Annotated in this window: 15 protein-coding genes; 9 read left to right on the top strand and 6 right to left on the bottom strand. The window is 63.4% G+C overall.

Annotated features, from left to right (window positions below; genetic code table 11):
- The first annotated feature begins 121 nt into the window (after positions 1-121).
- Entirely contained in the window at positions 122-2,575 is a 2,454-nt protein-coding gene (locus VGH98_22235) for a M1 family aminopeptidase (GenBank protein HEY2378717.1), read from the top strand.
- 18 nt (positions 2,576-2,593) lie between these two features.
- Here VGH98_22235 and VGH98_22230 read toward each other — a convergent pair whose 3' ends face one another.
- Positions 2,594-3,622 (bottom strand): hypothetical protein, encoded by a 1,029-nt coding sequence (locus VGH98_22230; GenBank protein HEY2378716.1) that lies wholly within the window; start codon positions 3,620-3,622, stop codon positions 2,594-2,596.
- 80 nt (positions 3,623-3,702) lie between these two features.
- Here VGH98_22230 and VGH98_22225 point away from each other — a divergent pair, with 80 nt between their 5' ends.
- Both VGH98_22225 and VGH98_22220 read left to right on the top strand, forming a co-directional pair.
- Entirely contained in the window at positions 3,703-6,606 is a 2,904-nt protein-coding gene (locus VGH98_22225) for a UvrD-helicase domain-containing protein (GenBank protein HEY2378715.1), read from the top strand.
- On the top strand, positions 6,603-7,259 hold the full coding sequence (locus tag VGH98_22220; GenBank protein ID HEY2378714.1) for an alpha/beta family hydrolase: 657 nt from the start codon (positions 6,603-6,605) through the stop codon (positions 7,257-7,259). Before VGH98_22225 ends, VGH98_22220 begins: the two co-directional genes overlap by 4 nt.
- A 73-nt stretch (positions 7,260-7,332) precedes the next feature.
- Here VGH98_22220 and VGH98_22215 read toward each other — a convergent pair whose 3' ends face one another.
- Complete coding sequence (locus VGH98_22215) at positions 7,333-8,040, bottom strand: DUF72 domain-containing protein (GenBank protein HEY2378713.1); 708 nt, start codon at positions 8,038-8,040, stop codon at positions 7,333-7,335.
- Positions 8,037-8,849, bottom strand: a complete 813-nt coding sequence (locus tag VGH98_22210) for a Ku protein (protein HEY2378712.1) — start codon at positions 8,847-8,849, stop codon at positions 8,037-8,039. The genes VGH98_22215 and VGH98_22210 overlap by 4 nt, the downstream gene beginning before the upstream one ends.
- Positions 8,850-8,983: 134 nt before the next feature.
- Between VGH98_22210 and ligD the strand changes: the two genes are divergently transcribed.
- Positions 8,984-11,641 (top strand): DNA ligase D, encoded by a 2,658-nt coding sequence (gene ligD / locus VGH98_22205; protein ID HEY2378711.1) that lies wholly within the window; start codon positions 8,984-8,986, stop codon positions 11,639-11,641.
- Here ligD and VGH98_22200 read toward each other — a convergent pair.
- Positions 11,611-11,877, bottom strand: a complete 267-nt coding sequence (locus VGH98_22200) for a hypothetical protein (GenBank protein HEY2378710.1) — start codon at positions 11,875-11,877, stop codon at positions 11,611-11,613. The genes ligD and VGH98_22200 overlap by 31 nt on opposite strands.
- 50 nt (positions 11,878-11,927) lie before the next feature.
- On the opposite strand from VGH98_22200, the gene VGH98_22195 reads away from it, so the two are divergent.
- Genes VGH98_22195 through VGH98_22185 form a run of 3 tightly spaced genes read left to right on the top strand, consistent with a single transcriptional unit; the run spans position 11,928 to position 13,567 of the window.
- On the top strand, positions 11,928-12,419 hold the full coding sequence (locus VGH98_22195; protein ID HEY2378709.1) for a LiaF domain-containing protein: 492 nt from the start codon (positions 11,928-11,930) through the stop codon (positions 12,417-12,419).
- A complete protein-coding gene (locus VGH98_22190; GenBank protein ID HEY2378708.1) occupies positions 12,416-12,757 on the top strand; it encodes an MmcQ/YjbR family DNA-binding protein in 342 nt (113 codons plus the stop codon). The genes VGH98_22195 and VGH98_22190 overlap by 4 nt, the downstream gene beginning before the upstream one ends.
- A gap of 24 nt (positions 12,758-12,781) precedes the next feature.
- On the top strand, positions 12,782-13,567 hold the full coding sequence (locus VGH98_22185; protein HEY2378707.1) for a DUF1080 domain-containing protein: 786 nt from the start codon (positions 12,782-12,784) through the stop codon (positions 13,565-13,567).
- A 95-nt stretch (positions 13,568-13,662) separates the two neighbouring features.
- Here VGH98_22185 and VGH98_22180 read toward each other — a convergent pair whose 3' ends face one another.
- The gene (locus tag VGH98_22180; GenBank protein HEY2378706.1) at positions 13,663-14,646 is read right to left on the bottom strand and encodes a PHB depolymerase family esterase; all 984 of its coding nucleotides are present in this window, start codon (positions 14,644-14,646) and stop codon (positions 13,663-13,665) included.
- 138 nt (positions 14,647-14,784) lie between these two features.
- On the opposite strand from VGH98_22180, the gene VGH98_22175 reads away from it, so the two are divergent.
- Positions 14,785-15,462 (top strand): hypothetical protein, encoded by a 678-nt coding sequence (locus VGH98_22175; protein ID HEY2378705.1) that lies wholly within the window; start codon positions 14,785-14,787, stop codon positions 15,460-15,462.
- 5 nt (positions 15,463-15,467) lie between these two features.
- Complete coding sequence (locus VGH98_22170; GenBank protein HEY2378704.1) at positions 15,468-16,628, top strand: M23 family metallopeptidase; 1,161 nt, start codon at positions 15,468-15,470, stop codon at positions 16,626-16,628.
- A gap of 49 nt (positions 16,629-16,677) precedes the next feature.
- Here the strand turns inward: VGH98_22170 and VGH98_22165 are convergent, their stop codons facing one another.
- The gene (locus VGH98_22165) at positions 16,678-18,762 is read right to left on the bottom strand and encodes a S9 family peptidase (GenBank protein HEY2378703.1); all 2,085 of its coding nucleotides are present in this window, start codon (positions 18,760-18,762) and stop codon (positions 16,678-16,680) included.
- Positions 18,763-18,802 lie beyond the last annotated feature (40 nt).

Genomic DNA, 18,802 nt, shown 5'->3' with positions numbered 1-18,802 from the left:
GATGCGCCGCGTCCACGGCACTGGCAAGCACGGGCGCCATAGGCGGGTCGTATCATGCGGTTGCCTGTAATGAATGTGTCTTCAAGCCCCGCCTCACTTCGGTCGACCTTAGCTTTCCGGCATGCGAACTCACGTCACAGCGCTGCTTGCCGCGCTCGCAGTGCTCGCCGCAACGGCCCGAGCCCAGAACCCTAATCTCGAGAGCATCGCCAACGACCGCTACACGCGCTCGCACGATTATGATCTCGTGCACCAGCGCATCGTCGTTCACGATTTCAATTGGGACTCCCTGTCGTTCGGCGGCAATGTTTCCACTACGCTTATCGCCCTGCGGCCGGCGTTCGATTCCGTTGTGTTCGACGCCGGAGCACTCCTCGGTATCAAGCGAGTCTCGAGCGGAACCGTTACGCTGAGGACGAGTCGCCATGGCGACACGCTCGTCGTGTATCTCCCACGACCAGTCGCTTTTCACGATACTGTCCGCTTCACCATCGACTACGCAGGCAAGATCGAGAACGGTCACGGCCTCACATTCATCGACGAGCGACCGCACACGCCGCGACAGATCTGGAGCATGGGTGAGTCGTACGACAATCACTACTGGTTCCCGACCTATGATTACCCGAACGACAAGATGACGTGGGAGCTCGAGGCGACGGTCCCCGCGGGCTTCATGGCGGTGTCGAACGGCGCGCTCGTGAGCGACACGAAAGACGCGAGCGGAGCACGCACGTTGCGCTGGCGCGAGGACCGGCCCAGCGCGACTTACCTGGTCTCGATCGTCGTCGCGCCGCTCGCCAGGATTCACGATGCATGGAAGAGCGTGCCGGTGGACTACTACGTCTACCACGCAGACAGCGCGCTCGCCTGGCGTCTCTTCCACGTGACCCCCGACATGATCGATGTGTACTCGAGACTCACCGGCGTCGAGTATCCGTGGCCGAAGTACGCCCAAACGACCGTCGCCGATTTCTTTGGCGGAATGGAAAATGTCAGCGCGACCACGCTCGTCGATTGGTTGCCCGACGCAAGAGCCTACCAGGATCGACCCTGGTATCAGCATATACTCATCCCACACGAGCTCGCGCACCAATGGTTCGGCGACTACGTCACCACCGCGAACTGGGCGAATATGTTCCTGAACGAGGGCTTCGCCGAATTCATGCCGGGTCAGTACTGGCGCGAGAAGAAGGGCGCGCACCTCGAGGAGGATTACTACCTCGACGAGTACCGCCAGTTCATGCAGATCGACGCGCGGCGCCGTATGCCCCTCGTCTCGCAGGGGTCGAACAACATGTACCCGAAAGGCGCGCTCGTTCTCGAGATGCTCAAGAACTATCTCGGCGAGCAGCGCTTCTGGTCGGCGATCCATCGGTACCTTACGACGCACGCCTTCGGCAACGCCGTCACCGACGACCTCCGTCAATCGGTGCTCGAAGCGACCGGCGAGAACCTCGCCTGGTTCTGGAACGAGTGGATGTACAGCGCCGGCTATCCGGATTTCACGGTCACGTCGGCGTACGACGCCTCCGCGAAGCGACTGACACTCGTCGCAAAACAGACGCAACGTGACACGCTCAAGCCGGACAGCGCCGGCATGCGCTATGTCGTTCCCGAAGTGTTCCGGATGCCAGTCACCGTGCGCGTCGGCGTCACCGGCAGTGCGGATATCGTGCGCAGGAGCTGGATCGATCAGCGTGAGGACACGATCGTCGTCGACGGCGTGCCGAGCGCACCCGCAATGATCGTCTTCGACGACGGAAATCGAATTCTCAAAACGCTCACATTCGATCAGCCGAGCGCGCAGCTTGCGACGCAGCTACGCCTCGACACCAATTTGTGGAATCGCTCGTGGGTGATCGATCAGCTTGCCGATCGGCCAACCGATGCCGACGCGCAGGTGGCGCTCGCGCTGGCGGCGACGAGCAGCGACTACTTCCTCACGCGTGCGCAGGCGGCAGGAGCGTTAGGCGAGATGCCTGCGCCGGCCGCGGTGCCGGCGTTGACGAAGGCGTTGCGAGACACCTCGAGCCAGGTTCGCCAAGCGGCCGTTCAATCGCTCGGCCGCCTGGGCGGCACGGAGGCGCTGACGCTCGCCCGATCCGCATGGAAGAGCGACGACAGCTACGCCGTGCGCGCGGCGGCGTACTCCGCGCTCGTCAGACTCGACACCGCGAATCGCCGGGTCCTTATTCTCGAAGGCTTGCGCACGCCGTCGTACCGGGACGCGATACAGAACGCGGCGTTGGGTGCGGCCGTGCGCGCGGGCGATTCGACGCTCGTTGCACCGGTCCACGATCTCGTGAGCGAGCGGAATTTGCCATCCTCCGCGCTCGCGGTAATGGCCGGCCGTGGAAGCCGGTACGCCCTCGATCTGCTCGTCTCCGACTTGAACGACGCGCACCCCTATGTCCGCGATTGGACGCTCGAGGCCATTGGTCGATCGTTAGGCCGGGAGCGCGGGCTGGCGGCGCTCAAGAGCGCGCTGCCGACGCTCAAGTACGCCGAGACGCGCACGGCGGTAGACCGCATCGTCAAGCATTGGGAGGAGCAACCGGAAAAGCCAGGTCGGTGAGAGGCCCCAGCCCTGGCCCTAGTGCACGATCCGGATAAACCACGTCCCGATCATCGGGCCGCGTGGTCCGCGACGCCCAGGCTCGGGGGCCGGCGTGCCGGCGGGCGGTGGCCCGTACTCCGGCGTGAACGCGTACGCGACGTGACGCGTGTCGTCCACCGAGATCGTCTTCGCGCCGACCATGGTGGGCACCATCGCGATGACCGTGTACTTGTCCGGTGAGTCTTCGTGAACGACCGTGACGTTCCCGTCACGCCCGGCCGGAATGTAGATCAGCTTCTGCGCTTGATCCCAGCCTAACGCGTCGACCCCATTTCCATTCGCGATCTGAGCGACGACTTTTCCAGTGGCGGCGTCGACGACGACCGAGGTTCGGCTGCATCCCGAAAAGATGCGGTTCGTCGTGCGATCCATCGCGATCCCAGTCGGTCCCTCGCACGGCGCGATGGACCAAGTGGTCGTCACCTTCCAAGTTTTCGTGTCGATAACGTCGATGGCGGCCTTGTCCTCGAGGTTGATGAAGATCCGACCCTTGCCATCGCTCACGCCCCCTTCGGGTCCGTTGCCGGTCAACTCCACCCGCGCAACGATATCGCCAGTCTTCGGATCGATCACGACCGCGGTGCCCGTCGGATGACTGTGGTCGATCGTGAGGACCTTGTCGGTCGCGTCATCGTACATGATCCCGTCCAGACCATCGACACCGGCGTGCACTTTTTTGATGACGGCCATCGTTTTGAGATCGAACATCGTCGAGGTGGAATCGCCGGCGTTCGTCGTGAAGCCATGGCCGTCCTTCTGCGCCAGCGCAATGCCGTGCGTGCGAGGCGCGTCCGGTATGTCTCCAACAACCTTACCGGTGGCCTGATCGACGATCATGACGTGCGTACCACGGGAGATGTAGACACGACCCGTTATCGGATCTGCGGTCAGATAGTCGGTGCCGCCTTCACCGCCAGTGGTGTACTTCTCGACCTTGAACGTCTGCGCCGCCAACACTCCTGGAAGCGCCAGCAGTGCCAGGGCGAGTGCACGAATCTGTGGCATATCGACCTCGGGTGAGTTAGGATCACGCTGACTATGGACCGGGGCACCTTACGGCACGATGACAACGTCCTGACGACGTCGTGACCACACATCTGATCGGCGAATCGACGGTACCGCTGTTCCTAGCACCCACGCTGGTGCCGTCGCCGTCACAGCGTGAGGCGATCGAGGCCGGACGCGAGCCACTCCTCGTCCTCGCCGGACCAGGCGCCGGGAAGACCTTCTGTCTCATCGAGCGCATTCGTTACCTCATCGGGACGCTCGCGCTTCGGCCCGAGCGACTCTGCGCCTTCACCTTTACCAACAAGGCCGCGGGTGAGATCGCCGAGCGACTCGCTCGCTCGTTAGGGAACTCCGCCGCGACGGTCAAGACCGGTACCATTCACGCCTTCTGCGCCGAGCTGCTGCGCGAATTTGGCGATCGAGTCGGACTCGAGCGCGGCTTCGGGATCGTCGACGATCGCCAGCAGCGCGCCGTGTTGCGCCGGCTTGGCGTTCCAAACCGCTGGCACGGCCGGCTCCTCACGCGGTTTGCGACGCACCGTTTCTGCAGCGCATCCTTCGAGTACTCGCGCGACGGCGACATCTTCGATCGCTATCAACGGTTTCTCGACGATCGCAATCTCGTCGATTTCGACCAGCTCGTGCTCAGGACGGCCGAGCTTCTCGGCGATGCCAACGTGGTGACGCGCATTGCCGCCCGCTGGGACTGCATTCTCGTCGACGAGTTTCAGGACCTCAATCCTGTTCAGTACTCGGTGATTCGCGATATCGGCCGCGCGCACCGGCACGTCTTCGCCGTGGGCGACGACGATCAGTCGATCTACTCGTGGGCGGGAGCGGACCCACGAGTGTTTCTGACTTTCATGAACGACTTCTCACTCCGTCGTCACGTCCAGCTGCGCGAGAATCGCCGGTGCCCGCGCACGATCGTCAATCGCGCGCATCGGCTCATCGAGATCAACGCGCCGCTCCTCGGCCGGAAGGAGCTCGCCGTCGATCGCGATTCTCCCTTCGATGTCATGGCGCGCACGTTCCCCGATGAGGACAGCGAGATCGCATGGGTTATCGAAGATTTGCGTCGCGACCGCACGCGCCACGGGCTCTCCTGGGGCGACTACGCGCTACTGTACCGCAAGCACCAGATCGGCGATCTCGCCGAGGCGGGTTTGCTCAGCGCTGGATTGCCCTGCCGGCTCGCTCAGGGGCGTGCGCTCGGCGAGGACCCGGTGTGCGAGTATGTCGTTGCCGCGCTCCGGGTCATCGCGCATCGCGATGACCTGCAGGACGACGGCTTTCTCGAAGTCGTCCTGCCTGGGCCACTGGTCGACGATGCGCGGGCGAAAGCGGGAACGACGCGTTCGCTCGTCGCTCAACTACAGCTGGCCGCCAACGCGTTGCCGCGCGAGCACGGCGACGCGAAAAAGATCAAGCGTGCGCTCTACACGCTGCGCAACCTCGCTGCGTTAGGCAGACGGCATGCGGCGGTCGGCTCACTCGTCGAGGAGATCCTCTCGCAGCGCGTCGGGGTCTATCGCACGACGCTCGAGGAGCATCATGATGCGCTCACGGATCCGGCGGGCGATCCAGCGGTGGTAGAGCTGGCGGACCACCTCGGTCGCGCCGTGCGCACGCGGACCCCGATCGTGCTCCCCCGTCTCGGCGGCGCCGAGATCGCTCTCAAGGGCATGCTCGCCGAGGTGGGCGTGGCGGTTTGTCATCCCGGGGAGGGCAACGACTCCCCTTGTCATCCTTCGCTCGAGACGACAAGCCCCGTCGCGCTATTCAAAGCGGCACAGCTCCTTCGCATGGGGAGTTTCCGGAACGAATTCCGCGACTTCACCGCGATCGATCTCGAGACGACCGACACCAACGTTGCCAGCGCGGAGATCGTCGAGATCGCGGCCGTGCGCGTCCGCGACGGGGTGATTCGCGACGAGCTCTCGATGCTCGTTAGGCCGCGGTGTCCAATCACGCCGGGCGCGGCGCGTGCGCACCAGATCACGGAGCGCGACGTTGCCCACGCACCGTACCTGGAAGAAGTCTGGCCGCGGGTCGCGGAATTCTGTGGGTCCGACGTGCTCGTCGCGCACAATGGGTACCAGTTCGACTTCCCGCTGCTGCGCCGGCTCACGGGCGCGGAACACTGCACGTATGATACACTACCCCTCGCGCGCGAGCTGCATTCCGGCAGCGCGAAGCTTTCCGATCTTGCGGCGCGCTTCGGCATCGATCCCGGCATCTCGCACCGCGCGCTCGACGACGCGCGCACACTCGGTCATGTCTTTCTCGCACTGGGCGAATCCAAGATCGTCCGGGCGCGGAAGACGTCCCTCGTCCACGTCCTCGATTATCTCGGCGTCGCGCTCGCGCTCTGGAACGGCGACCTCGATGACGAGGGTCAGCTGCTGCGCCGTCTCTGCCGGCCTTTCTCCCTCGGCCGCTACAGCGACTGCCTCGAGTTCTATCGTGCGGAGCGCGAGCTCGCCGGCGACCCAACGCTGCCCACCGCTCGCGTTCTCATCCAGCTGCTGGGCGGGGAAGAGGCGATGCGGCGCGTTCGGGCCGAGCGGAAGGCGTCCGAGCGATATCCGGTGGCGATGGGGCGACTTCGCCGATTGATGCAAGCGTGCACCACTGAATCTTTAGGCGACCAGATCGACGAGCTACTCGAACGTGTGGCGCTATCGAGCAAGGATGGCGTTGTGCCGGCGCGCGAACGTGTGAACTTGCTGACTCTGCATTCGACCAAAGGACTCGAATTCTCGCGTGTGTACATCCTCGGCGTCGAAGACGGTCAGCTGCCCGGCGGCACTCGGCTTCATCCGGCGACGCAGAAGGAGATAGAAGAAGCGCGACGTCTGCTATACGTCGGCATGACGCGCGCCCGCGACCGGCTGGTGTTGACGCGCGCCGAGCGCCGTGGCGGACAGCGCACCGGTGGTCACCGCTTTCTCGACGAGATGGGATTGCTCGTGCAATGAACAAGAGTTGGAAGGTACGGATCGAGGATGAGGTCGAAGTCTCGGTGCTCCACGAGTCGGCGACCTCGGGCGACGCTGTCGGCACCTTCGTGTGCGCACACGGCGCTGGCGGCAACATGCACGATCGCGGCATTCAAGCCGTGGCGAAGGAGTTTCGCGGACGTGGACTGGATGTGGTGCGATTCAACTTCCCGTATTCCGAGAAGAAGAGTGGCCGGCCGGATCCGATGCCGGTCCTGCGGGCCTGCATCGAAGCGGTGATGTCCGAGGTGGAGCACAAGGGCCGTTTGATCATCGGCGGCCGTTCGATGGGCGGCCGCGCCGCATCGATGCTCGCTGCCGACAAGATCCAGTGCGACGCGCTGCTGCTACTCGCGTATCCACTGCATCCCGCGGGCAAGCCAGACCGACTCCGCGATGCGCATTTGCCGAGCATAACGATGCCGGCAATCTGCTTCAATGGAACGCGCGATCCTTTGTGCCGTCGCGATCTCATGGAGGCAGTGCTCCCGCGGCTCGGATCGAATTTCCGAATGCACTGGCTCGAGGGCGCGGATCATTCGTTTCACGTCCTCAAGTCGTCAGGACGAACCGACGCCGAGGTTCTCGCGGAGGTTGGTGCCGCGACGCGCGCCTGGATCGAAGGTCGTTAGGATGCAGGCCCGGCTCGTGTTCGGTTGTCATAGTGTCCGGAGCGGCCCCGGTCCTGCGAGCCTGGCGCGAGCGCTAAACTGCAGCGCTCGCCTGCAGGAACGCGCCGACCGCGGGCGGGCCCGAGCCCACGCCCTCGTCGTGTTTGAAATACACGTACGCATCGCTCCAGCCCTGTCCGCCGATGCATGACGCCCACCTGCCTAACGTCGCAGCGTCGTAATCCAATCGATGCAAACGCACGTAGCCCCACGATGCGGTCGCGTGGATCGGGCACGCGAAGTCCTCTTGCTCGTTGAGACACATGGCGACGTCGTGCTCGCGCAGCGCCGCGTAGACCTCGTTGTCGAACCAGCTCTCGTGACGGAACTCGATCGTGAAGCGACGATTCGGCGGCAGCAACCCGAGAAAACCACGCAGCCGCTGAAGATCCTTCTCCATGTTCGGCGGCAACTGAAAGAGAATCGGCCCGAGACGGTCGCCCAGTACCGACGTGTTGTGCAACAAGAAGTCGAGCGCCGATGCGCACTCCGGCTTGAGCCTCGCATGATGCGTAATGCGCATGCTGGCCTTGATCGAGAACGTGAACTGCTCCGGGACCTGCGCCGCCCACTCCTGGAGCACCGGCTGCCTGGGCAGCCGGTAGAAGGTGTTATTGATCTCGACCGTCGGGAATTGGCCGGCGTAATAGCGTAACCACGCATCATCGCCGATTTCGGGCGGATAGAAGACGCCCTTCCACTCCTTGAACGCGTACCCGCTGGTGCCGGCGAGGAGCCTCACGACACCTTGCGCGCCGGCGCTTCCTCCCCCCCCTCCGATCGCGCGAGGCTGGCCTTGAGCGCTTCCATGAGGTCGACGATCTTGCCGCCGGAATCCGGCGCGACGTCGGACGACGTGATGTCCTGGCCATCGACCTTACGCTGAATCGTCTCGAGCACGCGCTCGCGCACCGTGTCCTTGTACTTCTGCGGCTCGAAGTTGTCGTTTGCCGTCTGATCGATGAGCTGCTTCGCGAGCGCGAGCTCCGCCGGCTTGATGTCGCCCGTCGGAATCGGCACTTCCGCCGTTGCGCGCACCTCGTCCGCGTAATGCAGCTGCTCCATCACGAGGCAGTTGTTATACGGTCGAAGCAGAATCAGATACTGCTGTCCGCGCGCCGAGTACTGGCCGAGCGCGGCGCGGCCTGTCTCCTCGAGGGCCTTGCACAAGAGGCGATAGGCGCGATCGCCACCCTTTTCCGGCCCGAGATAGTACACCTTCTCGAGATACTCGCGCTGGACCTTGGCGAGTGGTACGAACTCGACGACCTCGATCATCCCCGTCGCCTTCTCCTCGAGCGCCTTGAGCTCCTCGGGGGTGAAGACGACATACTGATCTTTAGCGAATTCGTAACCCTTGACGGTATCCTCTCGACCGACGATCTCGCTGTCCTTCTGACAGATGTACTGCTGCTTGAGGCGGGTGTTGCACTTCTTGTGCAGCATGTTGAACGAGACGCTTGTCTTCGATTCCGCGGACGAGTAGAGATTGACCGGAACGGAGACGAGCCCGAAGGAGATCGTGGCCGAAGCGATCGAGCGCGCAGGCATGAGCAGTCGGGTTATGGGGTACGTTCTCGAAGGTACAAGCCGTCGATCATGTTTTCCACTTCAATCACGCGAGAATCACATTTGTGATGCCAGCCTGTGCTCGCATCTAGCACCCGGCACCTCACTGGACGAACATGACGGATCGAAGTGACTCCGATGCGCCCGACGCACCGGCCGAGTCCGCCGATAGTCTCAGCACCTATCGAGCGAAGCGCTCGCCGGATCGCACGACCGAGCCGTTCGGTGGGGACGTGTCGCCCGCCATCGGCCGACTATTCGTGGTGCACAAACACGCCGCGCGCCAGTTGCACTTCGATCTCCGCCTCGAGATGGAAGGCGTCCTGCGATCGTGGGCCGTGCCGAAAGGGCCGTCATATGACATGAACGACAAGCGACTCGCCGTGAAGGTGGAGGATCACCCACTCGAGTACGGCGACTTCGAAGGCATCATACCGAAGGGGAATTACGGTGCTGGCGGCGTGATCGTGTGGGACCGCGGCGAATGGGTGCCACTCGAGGATTGGCGCGAAGGCTTGGAGAAGGGCAAGCTCCTCTTCGAGCTCAAGGGCTACAAACTGCACGGGAAATGGACGCTCGTGAAGATCAAGAAGAGCGAGCGCGATTGGCTCCTCATCAAGGAGCGCGACGCCTGGGTCAAGAGCCCCGGCGATCAGTTTCCCGAGGAATCCGTACTGTCGGGCCTCACCGTCGACGAGGTGAAGGCCGGGATCACGCCGGCGACGCGTCTCCGGACCGCCGTCGACGCGGCGGGCGCCGTTAGGCAACACGTCGACGCCGCCACGGTGAAGCCGATGCTCGCCGAAGCGCAGAACGCGGCGTTCACCCGCGATGGATGGATATTCGAGCTGAAGCTCGACGGCTATCGTCTGATTGCCGGCAAGCAGCGTGGTGAAGCGCGCCTCCTCACGCGCAACGGCAACGATTACACCGACGTGTTCCCGGAAGTGGCGCGCGCAATCAAGGCGCTCCCGGTCGACGACATCGTCGTCGACGGCGAGGTCGTGGTGCTGGACGAGCAGGGCATCCCGCGCTTCTCGCGACTGCAGCAGCGTGGTCGCCTCACGTCGCCGATCGACGTCAAGCGCGCGGCCGTCGAGCTGCCCGCGACGTATTACGCATTCGATCTGCTTGCGTTGGACGGGTTCGATCTGCGATCGTTGCCACTCGTTAGGCGCAAGGAGTTTCTCAAGGAAGCGCTCCCGAAGTTGGGCCCCGTCCGAATGCTCGATCACATCGAGCGTGAGGGCGAGGCGTTTCTCGACCAGGTGGCCAAGCTCGGGCTCGAGGGCGTCATCGCCAAGAAGGCCGACGCGCCGTATCGCGCTGGTCGGACCGAGAAGTGGATCAAGATCAAGCGAGAACCGACGAGCGACTTCGTCGTCGTTGGCTTCACCGCCCCGAAAGGCGGCCGGAGTCACCTCGGCGCGCTCCAACTCGCCGATTACGTCGGCGATGCCCTTGTCTACGCCGGTCGCGTGGGGACGGGCTTCGATGAGAATATGCTCACAAAGCTCGATAGCGAGCTCGCGGCACTCGTGCGCGACACGCCGCCGTGCACCGGTCCGCTCGTCGGCGGCGGCGTCACGCAGGACGTGCCGGACGCCAAGACGACGACGTGGGTCGAGCCGGTGACGGTGGTCGAGGTGCGCTTCCGCGAATGGACTCCGGATGGCTTGCTGCGTCACTCGACCTTCGAGCGCCTCAGGACTGACAAGCCGCCGCGGGACTGCGTGCGACAAGGTCATTCCGAGGCAGGCGACCAACGTCATCCGGCGGAAAGCGAGGGATCTGCCTTGGACGAGCCCGGCGAAAAGCAGGTCCCTCGCTCCGCTCGGGATGACAGCCTTGCCCCCAGCCCCAAGCCCCTGGCCCCTGTCCGCAAGACCATCAATTTCTCGAACCTGAAGAAAGTCTATTGGCCTAACGAGCGATACACCAAGGGCGATCTGATCGAGTACTACAAGTCGATCGCGCCATGGATGCTGCCCTATCTGCGCAACCGCCCGCTCGTGATGACGCGCTATCCCGACGGCATCGATGGCAAATCGTTCTATCAGAAGGACGCGCCCGAGTTTGCCCCCGAATGGATCCGCACGATCCACATCTGGAGCGAGGACACGCAGCGCGAGATCCGCTACTTCGTGTGCGACGACGAGGACTCACTCCAATACATCGCCAACCTCGGTTCGATCCCGCTTCACATCTGGGCGAGTCGCGTCGGCTCGCTCGAGCTTCCCGACTGGTGCGTCATCGATCTCGATCCCAAGGAAGCGCCCTTCGGCGACGTCATTCGCACGGCGCAGGTACTTCACCGGCTGTGCGAAATGATCGAGCTGCCGAACTACGTGAAGACGACGGGGAAGACCGGCCTCCACATCCTTCTCCCGTTAGGCAGGCAGTGCACGTACGCGCAGTCGCGAACGCTTGGCGAGCTGCTCGCCCGCTGCGTTCTGCGCGAGCTCGGCGACATCGGCACGATCGTCCGGCATGTCACCAGACGCGGCGACAAGGTGTATCTGGATTACTTACAGAATCGTCACGGCCAGACGATCGTCGCGCCGTTCAGCGTACGGCCCTTGCCCGGCGCAACGGTGTCGATGCCCTTACGTTGGGAAGAAGTCGAGGAGGCACTCGATCCCAGGAACTTCACGATCAAGAATGCCGTCGCGCGGATGCAGAGCCTAACGATTGACCCTGGCGTCGGGGTCCTCCAGGAAAACCCGGATCTCCAGGCGGTCCTTCAGCGGTTGGCCCGTGAGCTCGGCGCATGAGCGCGGGCGGCGCAGTGCTTTACTTCGAACGCGAGCAGGACGGCGCCGGCCGTTGGTAGCGCCATCATGATCGTCGCCGCACGTGGGCCAACCAGGGCCATGCGATCCGCGGCCGTGCCCACCCAGGGCGCGAGTATCACGACGCCGATGAACTGCGCGAAGTTCGCGACGCCCACCCAGAACGACGACTTCGTGAGTCGATAGACGAGCAGCGCAGCGCGATGTTCTGAAACCACGTGGCGACTCTAGCGAAACCCGGCGAGATGTGCTTTCGTCTCACATACCGATGAATTCCCCCACCTCCTCTCCGCCAGCGGTCGTCCCGCCTCGACTGCATCCGACGCTCGAGGCGCATCAGGTTCCGGAGCGCCGGGGCACCGTCGCAATACTCTCGAACACGCGCCGCGACGCCGATTGGATCCTCCCGCGGCTCTTTCGTGTTTTCACATTCTGGGGAAACGTCGAGCTGGATCTCACACACGCCCTTCTCGGCGCCGGGACTTCGGTGATCGACATCCGCTGCATCATGGCGAACGTGGAGATCAAAGTGCCGCCGGGCCTGCGGGTCGAGAGCGAAGTCGATGCAGTCCTCGGCAGCGCCGACGTGCGCCGCGAGATCGCGAGCACGACGTCGTTGGACGCGCCGCGCGTTCGCATCATCGGCTCGACGCTTCTTGGGTCAATCGAGATCAAGGTGATCGATCCGAATGCACCAAGTCTCGGCGAACGGATTCGACGTCGAATTTTCGGGCGAGCGAAGAGCGGCGCCGAGCGGTGAGTGGCGCGGGTGCGTTGATCTACGATGATGTTCGCGCCATCGCGCTGGCGCTTCCGGGCGTGGAGGAAGGCACATCATACGGCACTGCGGCGCTCAAGGTCAAAGGCAAGCTATTCGTTAGGCTCAAGGAGGACGGCGAGACGATCGTTCTCCGCACCGATGAGTTCGAGCGGTCGCACCTGATGCAATCGCATCCGAAGATCTTCTACATCACCGACCATTACCGCGATTATCCATGGGTGCTCGTGCGGCTCACGGCCGTCCGGCGACCGATGCTGAAGGAGCTCGTCCATGGCGCATGGCAGCGCGTTGCGCCGAAGACGTTACGTGAATCCTAATCACCGCGAAGGAGTGTGATAGAAATGCGCTTTCCCCGTGCGACCATCGCGTTGGCATTGAGTTGCCTCGGCGTATCGTCTGCGCTCGCGCAGGCGTCGAAGGGCCGCCCCGAAGACACCGAAGTATGGACTCCCGTTCCGCCGATCGTCACACCGGGCCGAACGGATGCCGCCCCGCCGTCCGACGCGATCATACTCTTCGACGGACGAAACCTCGACCAATGGGTCTCGGTGAAGGACCGCGGGCCCGCCGCCTGGCCGGTTGCCGATGGCATTCTCACGGTGAACAAGTCCGCCGGCAACATCGAGACGAAGCGGAGTTTCACGAACTATCAACTTCATCTCGAGTGGCGCATCCCCGAGGCGGTCACCGGCGAGGGCCAGGCGCGCGGCAACAGCGGTGTCTTCCTCGCGTCCACCGGGCCTGGCGACGCGGGCTACGAGATCCAGGTTCTCGATTCGTACAACAACAAGACCTACGTGAATGGCCAGGCCGCGGCCATCTACAAGCAATATCCGCCGCTCGTGAACTCGATGCGGAAGCCGGGCGAGTGGCAGACGTACGATATCATCTGGACCGCGCCGACCTTCCACGAGGACGGCTCCATGGCAACGCCGGCGTTCGTGACGGCCTTGCAGAATGGCGTGCTCGTTCAGAATCACGTCGAGCTGAAAGGCGAGACACTCTACATCGGCACGCCGTCGTACAAGAAGCACGGTCCGGCACCGATCAAGCTACAGGCGCATGGCGATCCGAGCGCGCCGATCAGTTTTCGGAATATCTGGGTGAGGGATCTCGGCCAGAAATAGCTGATCGTGTCGTTGGTGCGTGGTGATTAGGTCGTGATTAGTCGTTGGTGCTTGGTCACGCGCAACCAACCACCAAATACGAACCACTACGACGCTCATTGCTTGGGATGCGCCGCGAAGAACTTCCACAAAATCTCATCGGTCGTGACGCCCGTCGATGAGCTCAGATCGGGATTGTACGGCATCTGCCCGGAGACATTCATCGGCGCCGTGTACCAGAGATGGATCCCGCCTTCGAGACGATAGTACTGCACCTCACTCCCGCCATTGCAACCGGTCGCGCGCTTTTCGATTGCTACCGCATTCCCCTCCGTGTCGCAGATCGGCTGCGTCGTGTCGACGGTCGCGCACGAATTTGCTGATGGGCCGGACCAGTAGTTGAAAGTCTCCTCCTGCGACGCGACCGGCGGTGCCGAGCAGCAGGGCACGGTGGTGTCCGAATCGCCGTGGAGAATCAACACGGAGACCGGAGCGGCGGCTCTCGGAACGCTGGACACGGAACCCGGAGACACGAGCGTTCCTTCGACGACGCCGATTGCTGCGACCAGCGACGACAGCTCGACACCGACGCGGTGCGCCATCATGCCGCCGTTCGAGAGACCCGTCACGTAGATGCGCTTGGGGTCGGGACCGATCTGCGCCTGCAAGTCGAGAATGACCTGGCGAATGAAGCCGACGTCGTCCGGCGGATTGCTGCCGTATGAGTGATTGTAGAACTCGTTCCATTCGGTGAATCCTGCGCCAGGCGATACGAGCGAAAACGGATACGCGACTGCGAAACCCATCGCATCCGACTCGGCGTTCAAGCCGCTCGTGCTCATGAGTCGCAGGCCGGAGCCCTGTGATCCGTGCAGCGCGACGACAAGCCCGCTCGTCCCCGCGTGAAAGTTCGCGGGCACGTGGAGCAAGTACGCGCGTGTCACGCCGCCGAACTGCAACGTGTGGCAGTTCGGGTCTGCGACGCCTTCGTCACAGGCGGCGGCGATGGTGTCGTGGCTGTCGCTGGACGTTGTGCGACCGCAGGAGACCGCCAGGAACCAGGCTGCCGATGTTGACGCGAGACGGAATCGGGAACGCATCAGCTCTGCCCCCATCCTCAGCTGACAATCGAATTCAGTGAAACGACCCTGCGTTCCCAAGGCCGGGTCACCGGCCTAGCGGCGTGCCGGTGCAGCGGTGATTTTCCTGGCGCCAACCATCGGATCGGGAGATTCCCCATGCAGGATGACGCGAATCGGTCGCGCCGCCGAGAGTTCCTCGAACAGCTCGGTGTGATGGCTCTTGCGGCGGCCGCGCCGACGAGGGTGTTGACGAGCGTGTCACGACGGCCCGAGTCGACTCCTTCGCCGTGGGACATGTCGTGGGTCGAGCGAATTACCGCAGCGCCATACAAGGTGGTGCTCGACTCGCAGAACCTCGACGATGGCGCGGCGCTTGATTACGCCGCCGACATCATGAACACGTTCCGCGAGGTCTACAACGGACCCGACACGCAGACGCGCGTTGTGGTCGTCATGCGCAGGCTGGGCGTGCCGATGGCGTTCAAGGACGAGCTCTGGGATCATTACGCTATCGGCGAAGACCGCAAGGTCAATGATCCGATCACGAAGGCGCCGGCGAAGCGCAATCCCTGGCTCCGCGCCGCGCCGAACGCGCCGAGCTACGAGGTCGATTCGAAGCTCGAATCACTCTTGCCGCACGGCCTCACGATACTCGTGTGCAACCGTGCGGCGATGAACTGGGCGCAGGGGTTCGCCGAGAAATTCAAGCGTGACGTGGAGCAAGTGCGCAATGACGTCCGGACGGGGCTGGTCCCTGGCGCTCTGCTCATGCCTAACGGTATCTTCGCCATTGTTCGAGCTCAGAACGCCGGGTGTGCTTACCTGAAATACTGAGGACAATGAGAACGAGTCGATTGCTTGCCGCCGCTGTCGTCGTCATCACGACGCCGACCCTTCGCGCCCAACAGGTCTCCTTTCCACCGGCGCTCGAGGTCCGGGTCCCGAAGCCGCCGACGGTGATGCACGGCGGCGGGCAGACGGTGCTACCGTACGAGCTGCACATCACCAACTTCACCAATCAGCCGATCACGCTGCAGAAGATCGAAGTATTCGGCGCCGACGTCGTCGGCAACGGTCAGCCGACGCTCGCGAGCAGCAGCGCGCCGCTCTTCACGCTCGCGGACAGCGCGCTGTTGCGGTCGGTGGCGCGTCCCGGCACGCGCATGCCACCCGCCGAGCGCGTGCACGTCGCGCCCGGGCTGCGCGCGGTCGTCTACATGTGGGTGCCCGTGAGTGCAACGCCCCCGAAGGCCATCCGCCACCGCCTAACGGCTACTGCCGATACGGGGAGTGCGGGACCGTTCGTTCTCGAGACGTCGGCGGTACCCGTGAGCAACGATCTCGTCGTCATCGCGTCTCCGCTCAGGGGCAGCGGCTGGCTCGCGGCGAATGGCCCGTCGGCGGAAAGCGGCCATCGGCGCGCGATGATTCCGCTCAATGGCGCGTTCTACATCGCGCAGCGCTTCGCGATCGACTGGGTGAAGCTCGACTCGCACAACAAGACCTACAGCGGCGACTCCCTCAAGAACAGCAGCTACTACGCGTACGGGAACAATGCCCTTGCCGTCGCCGACGGGATCGTGACCGAGGTGAAGGACAGCATCCCGGAGAACGTGCCGGGGCTGAACTCACGTGCCGTGCCGATCACGCTCGAGACGGTCGGCGGGAATCATGTCATCATCGAGATCGGGGGCGGACGGTACGCGTTCTACGCCCATCTCCAGCCTCACTCGATCCGAGTGAAGCGTGGCGATCACGTCAAGCGCGGTCAGGTGCTGGGTCTCGTCGGCAACAGCGGCAACTCGACCGAGCCGCATCTGCACTTTCATATGAGCGACGGGAGCTCCCCGTTAGGCTCGGAGGGTATACCATATGCCTTCGAGACGCTCTACGTCATCGGCCAGTGTCAGTCACTCGGCGAGACCTGTACGATGGCCGCGACACCAACCGTTATGCGGCTATCGATGCCAGTGGCGAACGAGATCGTGAGATTTCCGTAAGGGCTGAATGGTGAGTGGAGAGGTTCCGTACCTCGCCACTCGGCACTCGTCACTGGTCTCTTGCCGCGGTCACAACCGTCCCACTCGGCGCTCGCTTCCACTGCTTGTACCAACTCATCATGTAGAGCTGCGTGCGCAGGAAGTTGGAGGGTTTGGAACTCGTACCATGAAACTCGCCTTCGAAGCGCAATAAAGCTGTCGGCACACCGCGCATCTTGAGCGCCGCGTAAAACTCCTCACTCTGCGGCATCGGCGTACGACGATCCAGCTCACCGGTCATGACAACGGTAGGCGTCGTCACGTTGCCCACGTACATCAACGACGATTGCTTCAGCCACGGCGTCGGATCTTCCCAGAAGGGTTTGTCAAAGAAGTTGTAGGTGAAGAGAGGCACGTCGGTCTGACCCGCGAAGCTCAGCCAATCGATCACCGGACAGCGCACCGCCGCCGCCGCGAAGCGATTCGTGTGGCCAATTACCCAGCTCGAGAGGACGCCGCCGCCTGAGCAGCCGCCCACATACATGCTCTGCGTGTCGATATATCCTCGGCCAACGAGGCTGTCCACGCCGGCCATGAGATCGTCGTAATCGACGCCAGGGTAGCGGTGCATGATCGCGTTGCCGAAGGCGCTGCCGTAGCCGGTCGAGCCACGCGGGTTCGTGTACAGCACTACGTATCCATTTGCGGCGAAATTCTGATACTGAAAACCGAAGCCAACGTTGTACGCGCCGTGCGGGCCGCCGTGAATCTCCATGATGAGTGGATACTTCTTCGCGGGATCGAAACCCGGCGGCTTCACGATCCAACCGTCGACCTTCGTACCGCTCGCCGACGCGTACGTGATCCGCTCGACGTCGCCGAGCTTGATGCGAGCGAGCAGATCCTCGTTCACATGCGTGAGTTGCGTGACCGTCGCGCCGCCGCCTCTCAGCGCGAGTCGCACGACGTCGTTCGGCTGCCTGTACGTCGATCGCGTCGCGACGCCCACGAGACCGGTCTTCTCGCGGGCCAGACGGAAGCTCGTGAGCATCTGATCACCGGTCGTCACCGGCTTCGCTCCGCCTGACGACGCGACCCAATAGAGGTTCGACGCGCCATGATCGTCGGCGGTGACATAGAGCCCACTGCCATCGGGCGTCCACGTCACGTCGCCGACATCGCGGTCGAGATCGCCTGTGAGCTTCCGCGCGCCCGAGCCATCGGCGTTCATGAGATACAGCTCCGACGCGTGGTAGCTGTCGCGCACCTGCGTGTAGCCGCGGTAGGCCACCTTCCTGCCATCCGGCGAGACAACCGGCCCCGACCACGAGCCATCTTGAGCCGTTAGGCGGCGCATCGCGCCGGTGGTGACGTCGACGGTATAGATGTTCGAGCTGCGATAATTCGTGTCCGACGTGCTGTCGGCGAAGCCGTCGAACACGATCGTGCGAGCGTCCGGCGTCCAGTCCCAGCCCACGCCGCCGTCCAATGCGTCGAACCGGCTGCCGACGCTCCACTCGCCGCGCGTGATCTGTCGCGGCGAGCCGCCGTCCGACGGCACGACAAAGAGATGACGCCGCCCGGTTTCCATGAACCCGACGCGATCCTGCTTGAAATGCAGCGACGTCTCGTATCGTGGCGCCGCCGTCCAGTGCGAACCTTTCGGCGCCTCGGGCATGTCGATCTTCCAGGTCTTCGTCGAAGGTACGAACATGCTAAACCCGAGCCACTTTGAATCGGGCGACCAACGAACGTCAGCCGGACTCTCATCCAAGTGGGTGATCTGCGACGAAGCGCCTTCGGCGTCCATGTAGCGCACAAAAAGCTGGGTACCACGCGGTTCACCTTCCTTGAGGAAGGCAAGCCGCGTCCCGTCCGGCGACCAGATCGGGCTCGCGCCCTTGCCCAGCATGCGGTTATGCGACCCGTCGGCGTTCATGATCCAGAGCGCCGAGTCCCACCGGTCGTCGATCTTATTGACGTAACGGCGGGCGTAGACGATCTGTTTGCCGTCGGGTGAGATTTGCGGATCGCCGACCTGCTCGAGATCGAGGTAATGATCGACCGTGAGCAGGGTGTCCGAGTGTTTCTCTTGTGCGCCAGCGAATGTCGCGGCGGCAAGGAGCGGCAGCAGCGCGAACGAGAGGCGTCGCATCGGCTCTCCTGGGTGGAAGGCAGACGCGGAATATGGCGGC

It is taken from the genome of Gemmatimonadaceae bacterium, from assembly GCA_036496605.1.
Taxonomy (GTDB): Bacteria; Gemmatimonadota; Gemmatimonadetes; order Gemmatimonadales; family Gemmatimonadaceae; genus AG2.
This window is presented reverse-complemented; position numbering and strand designations above follow the sequence as displayed.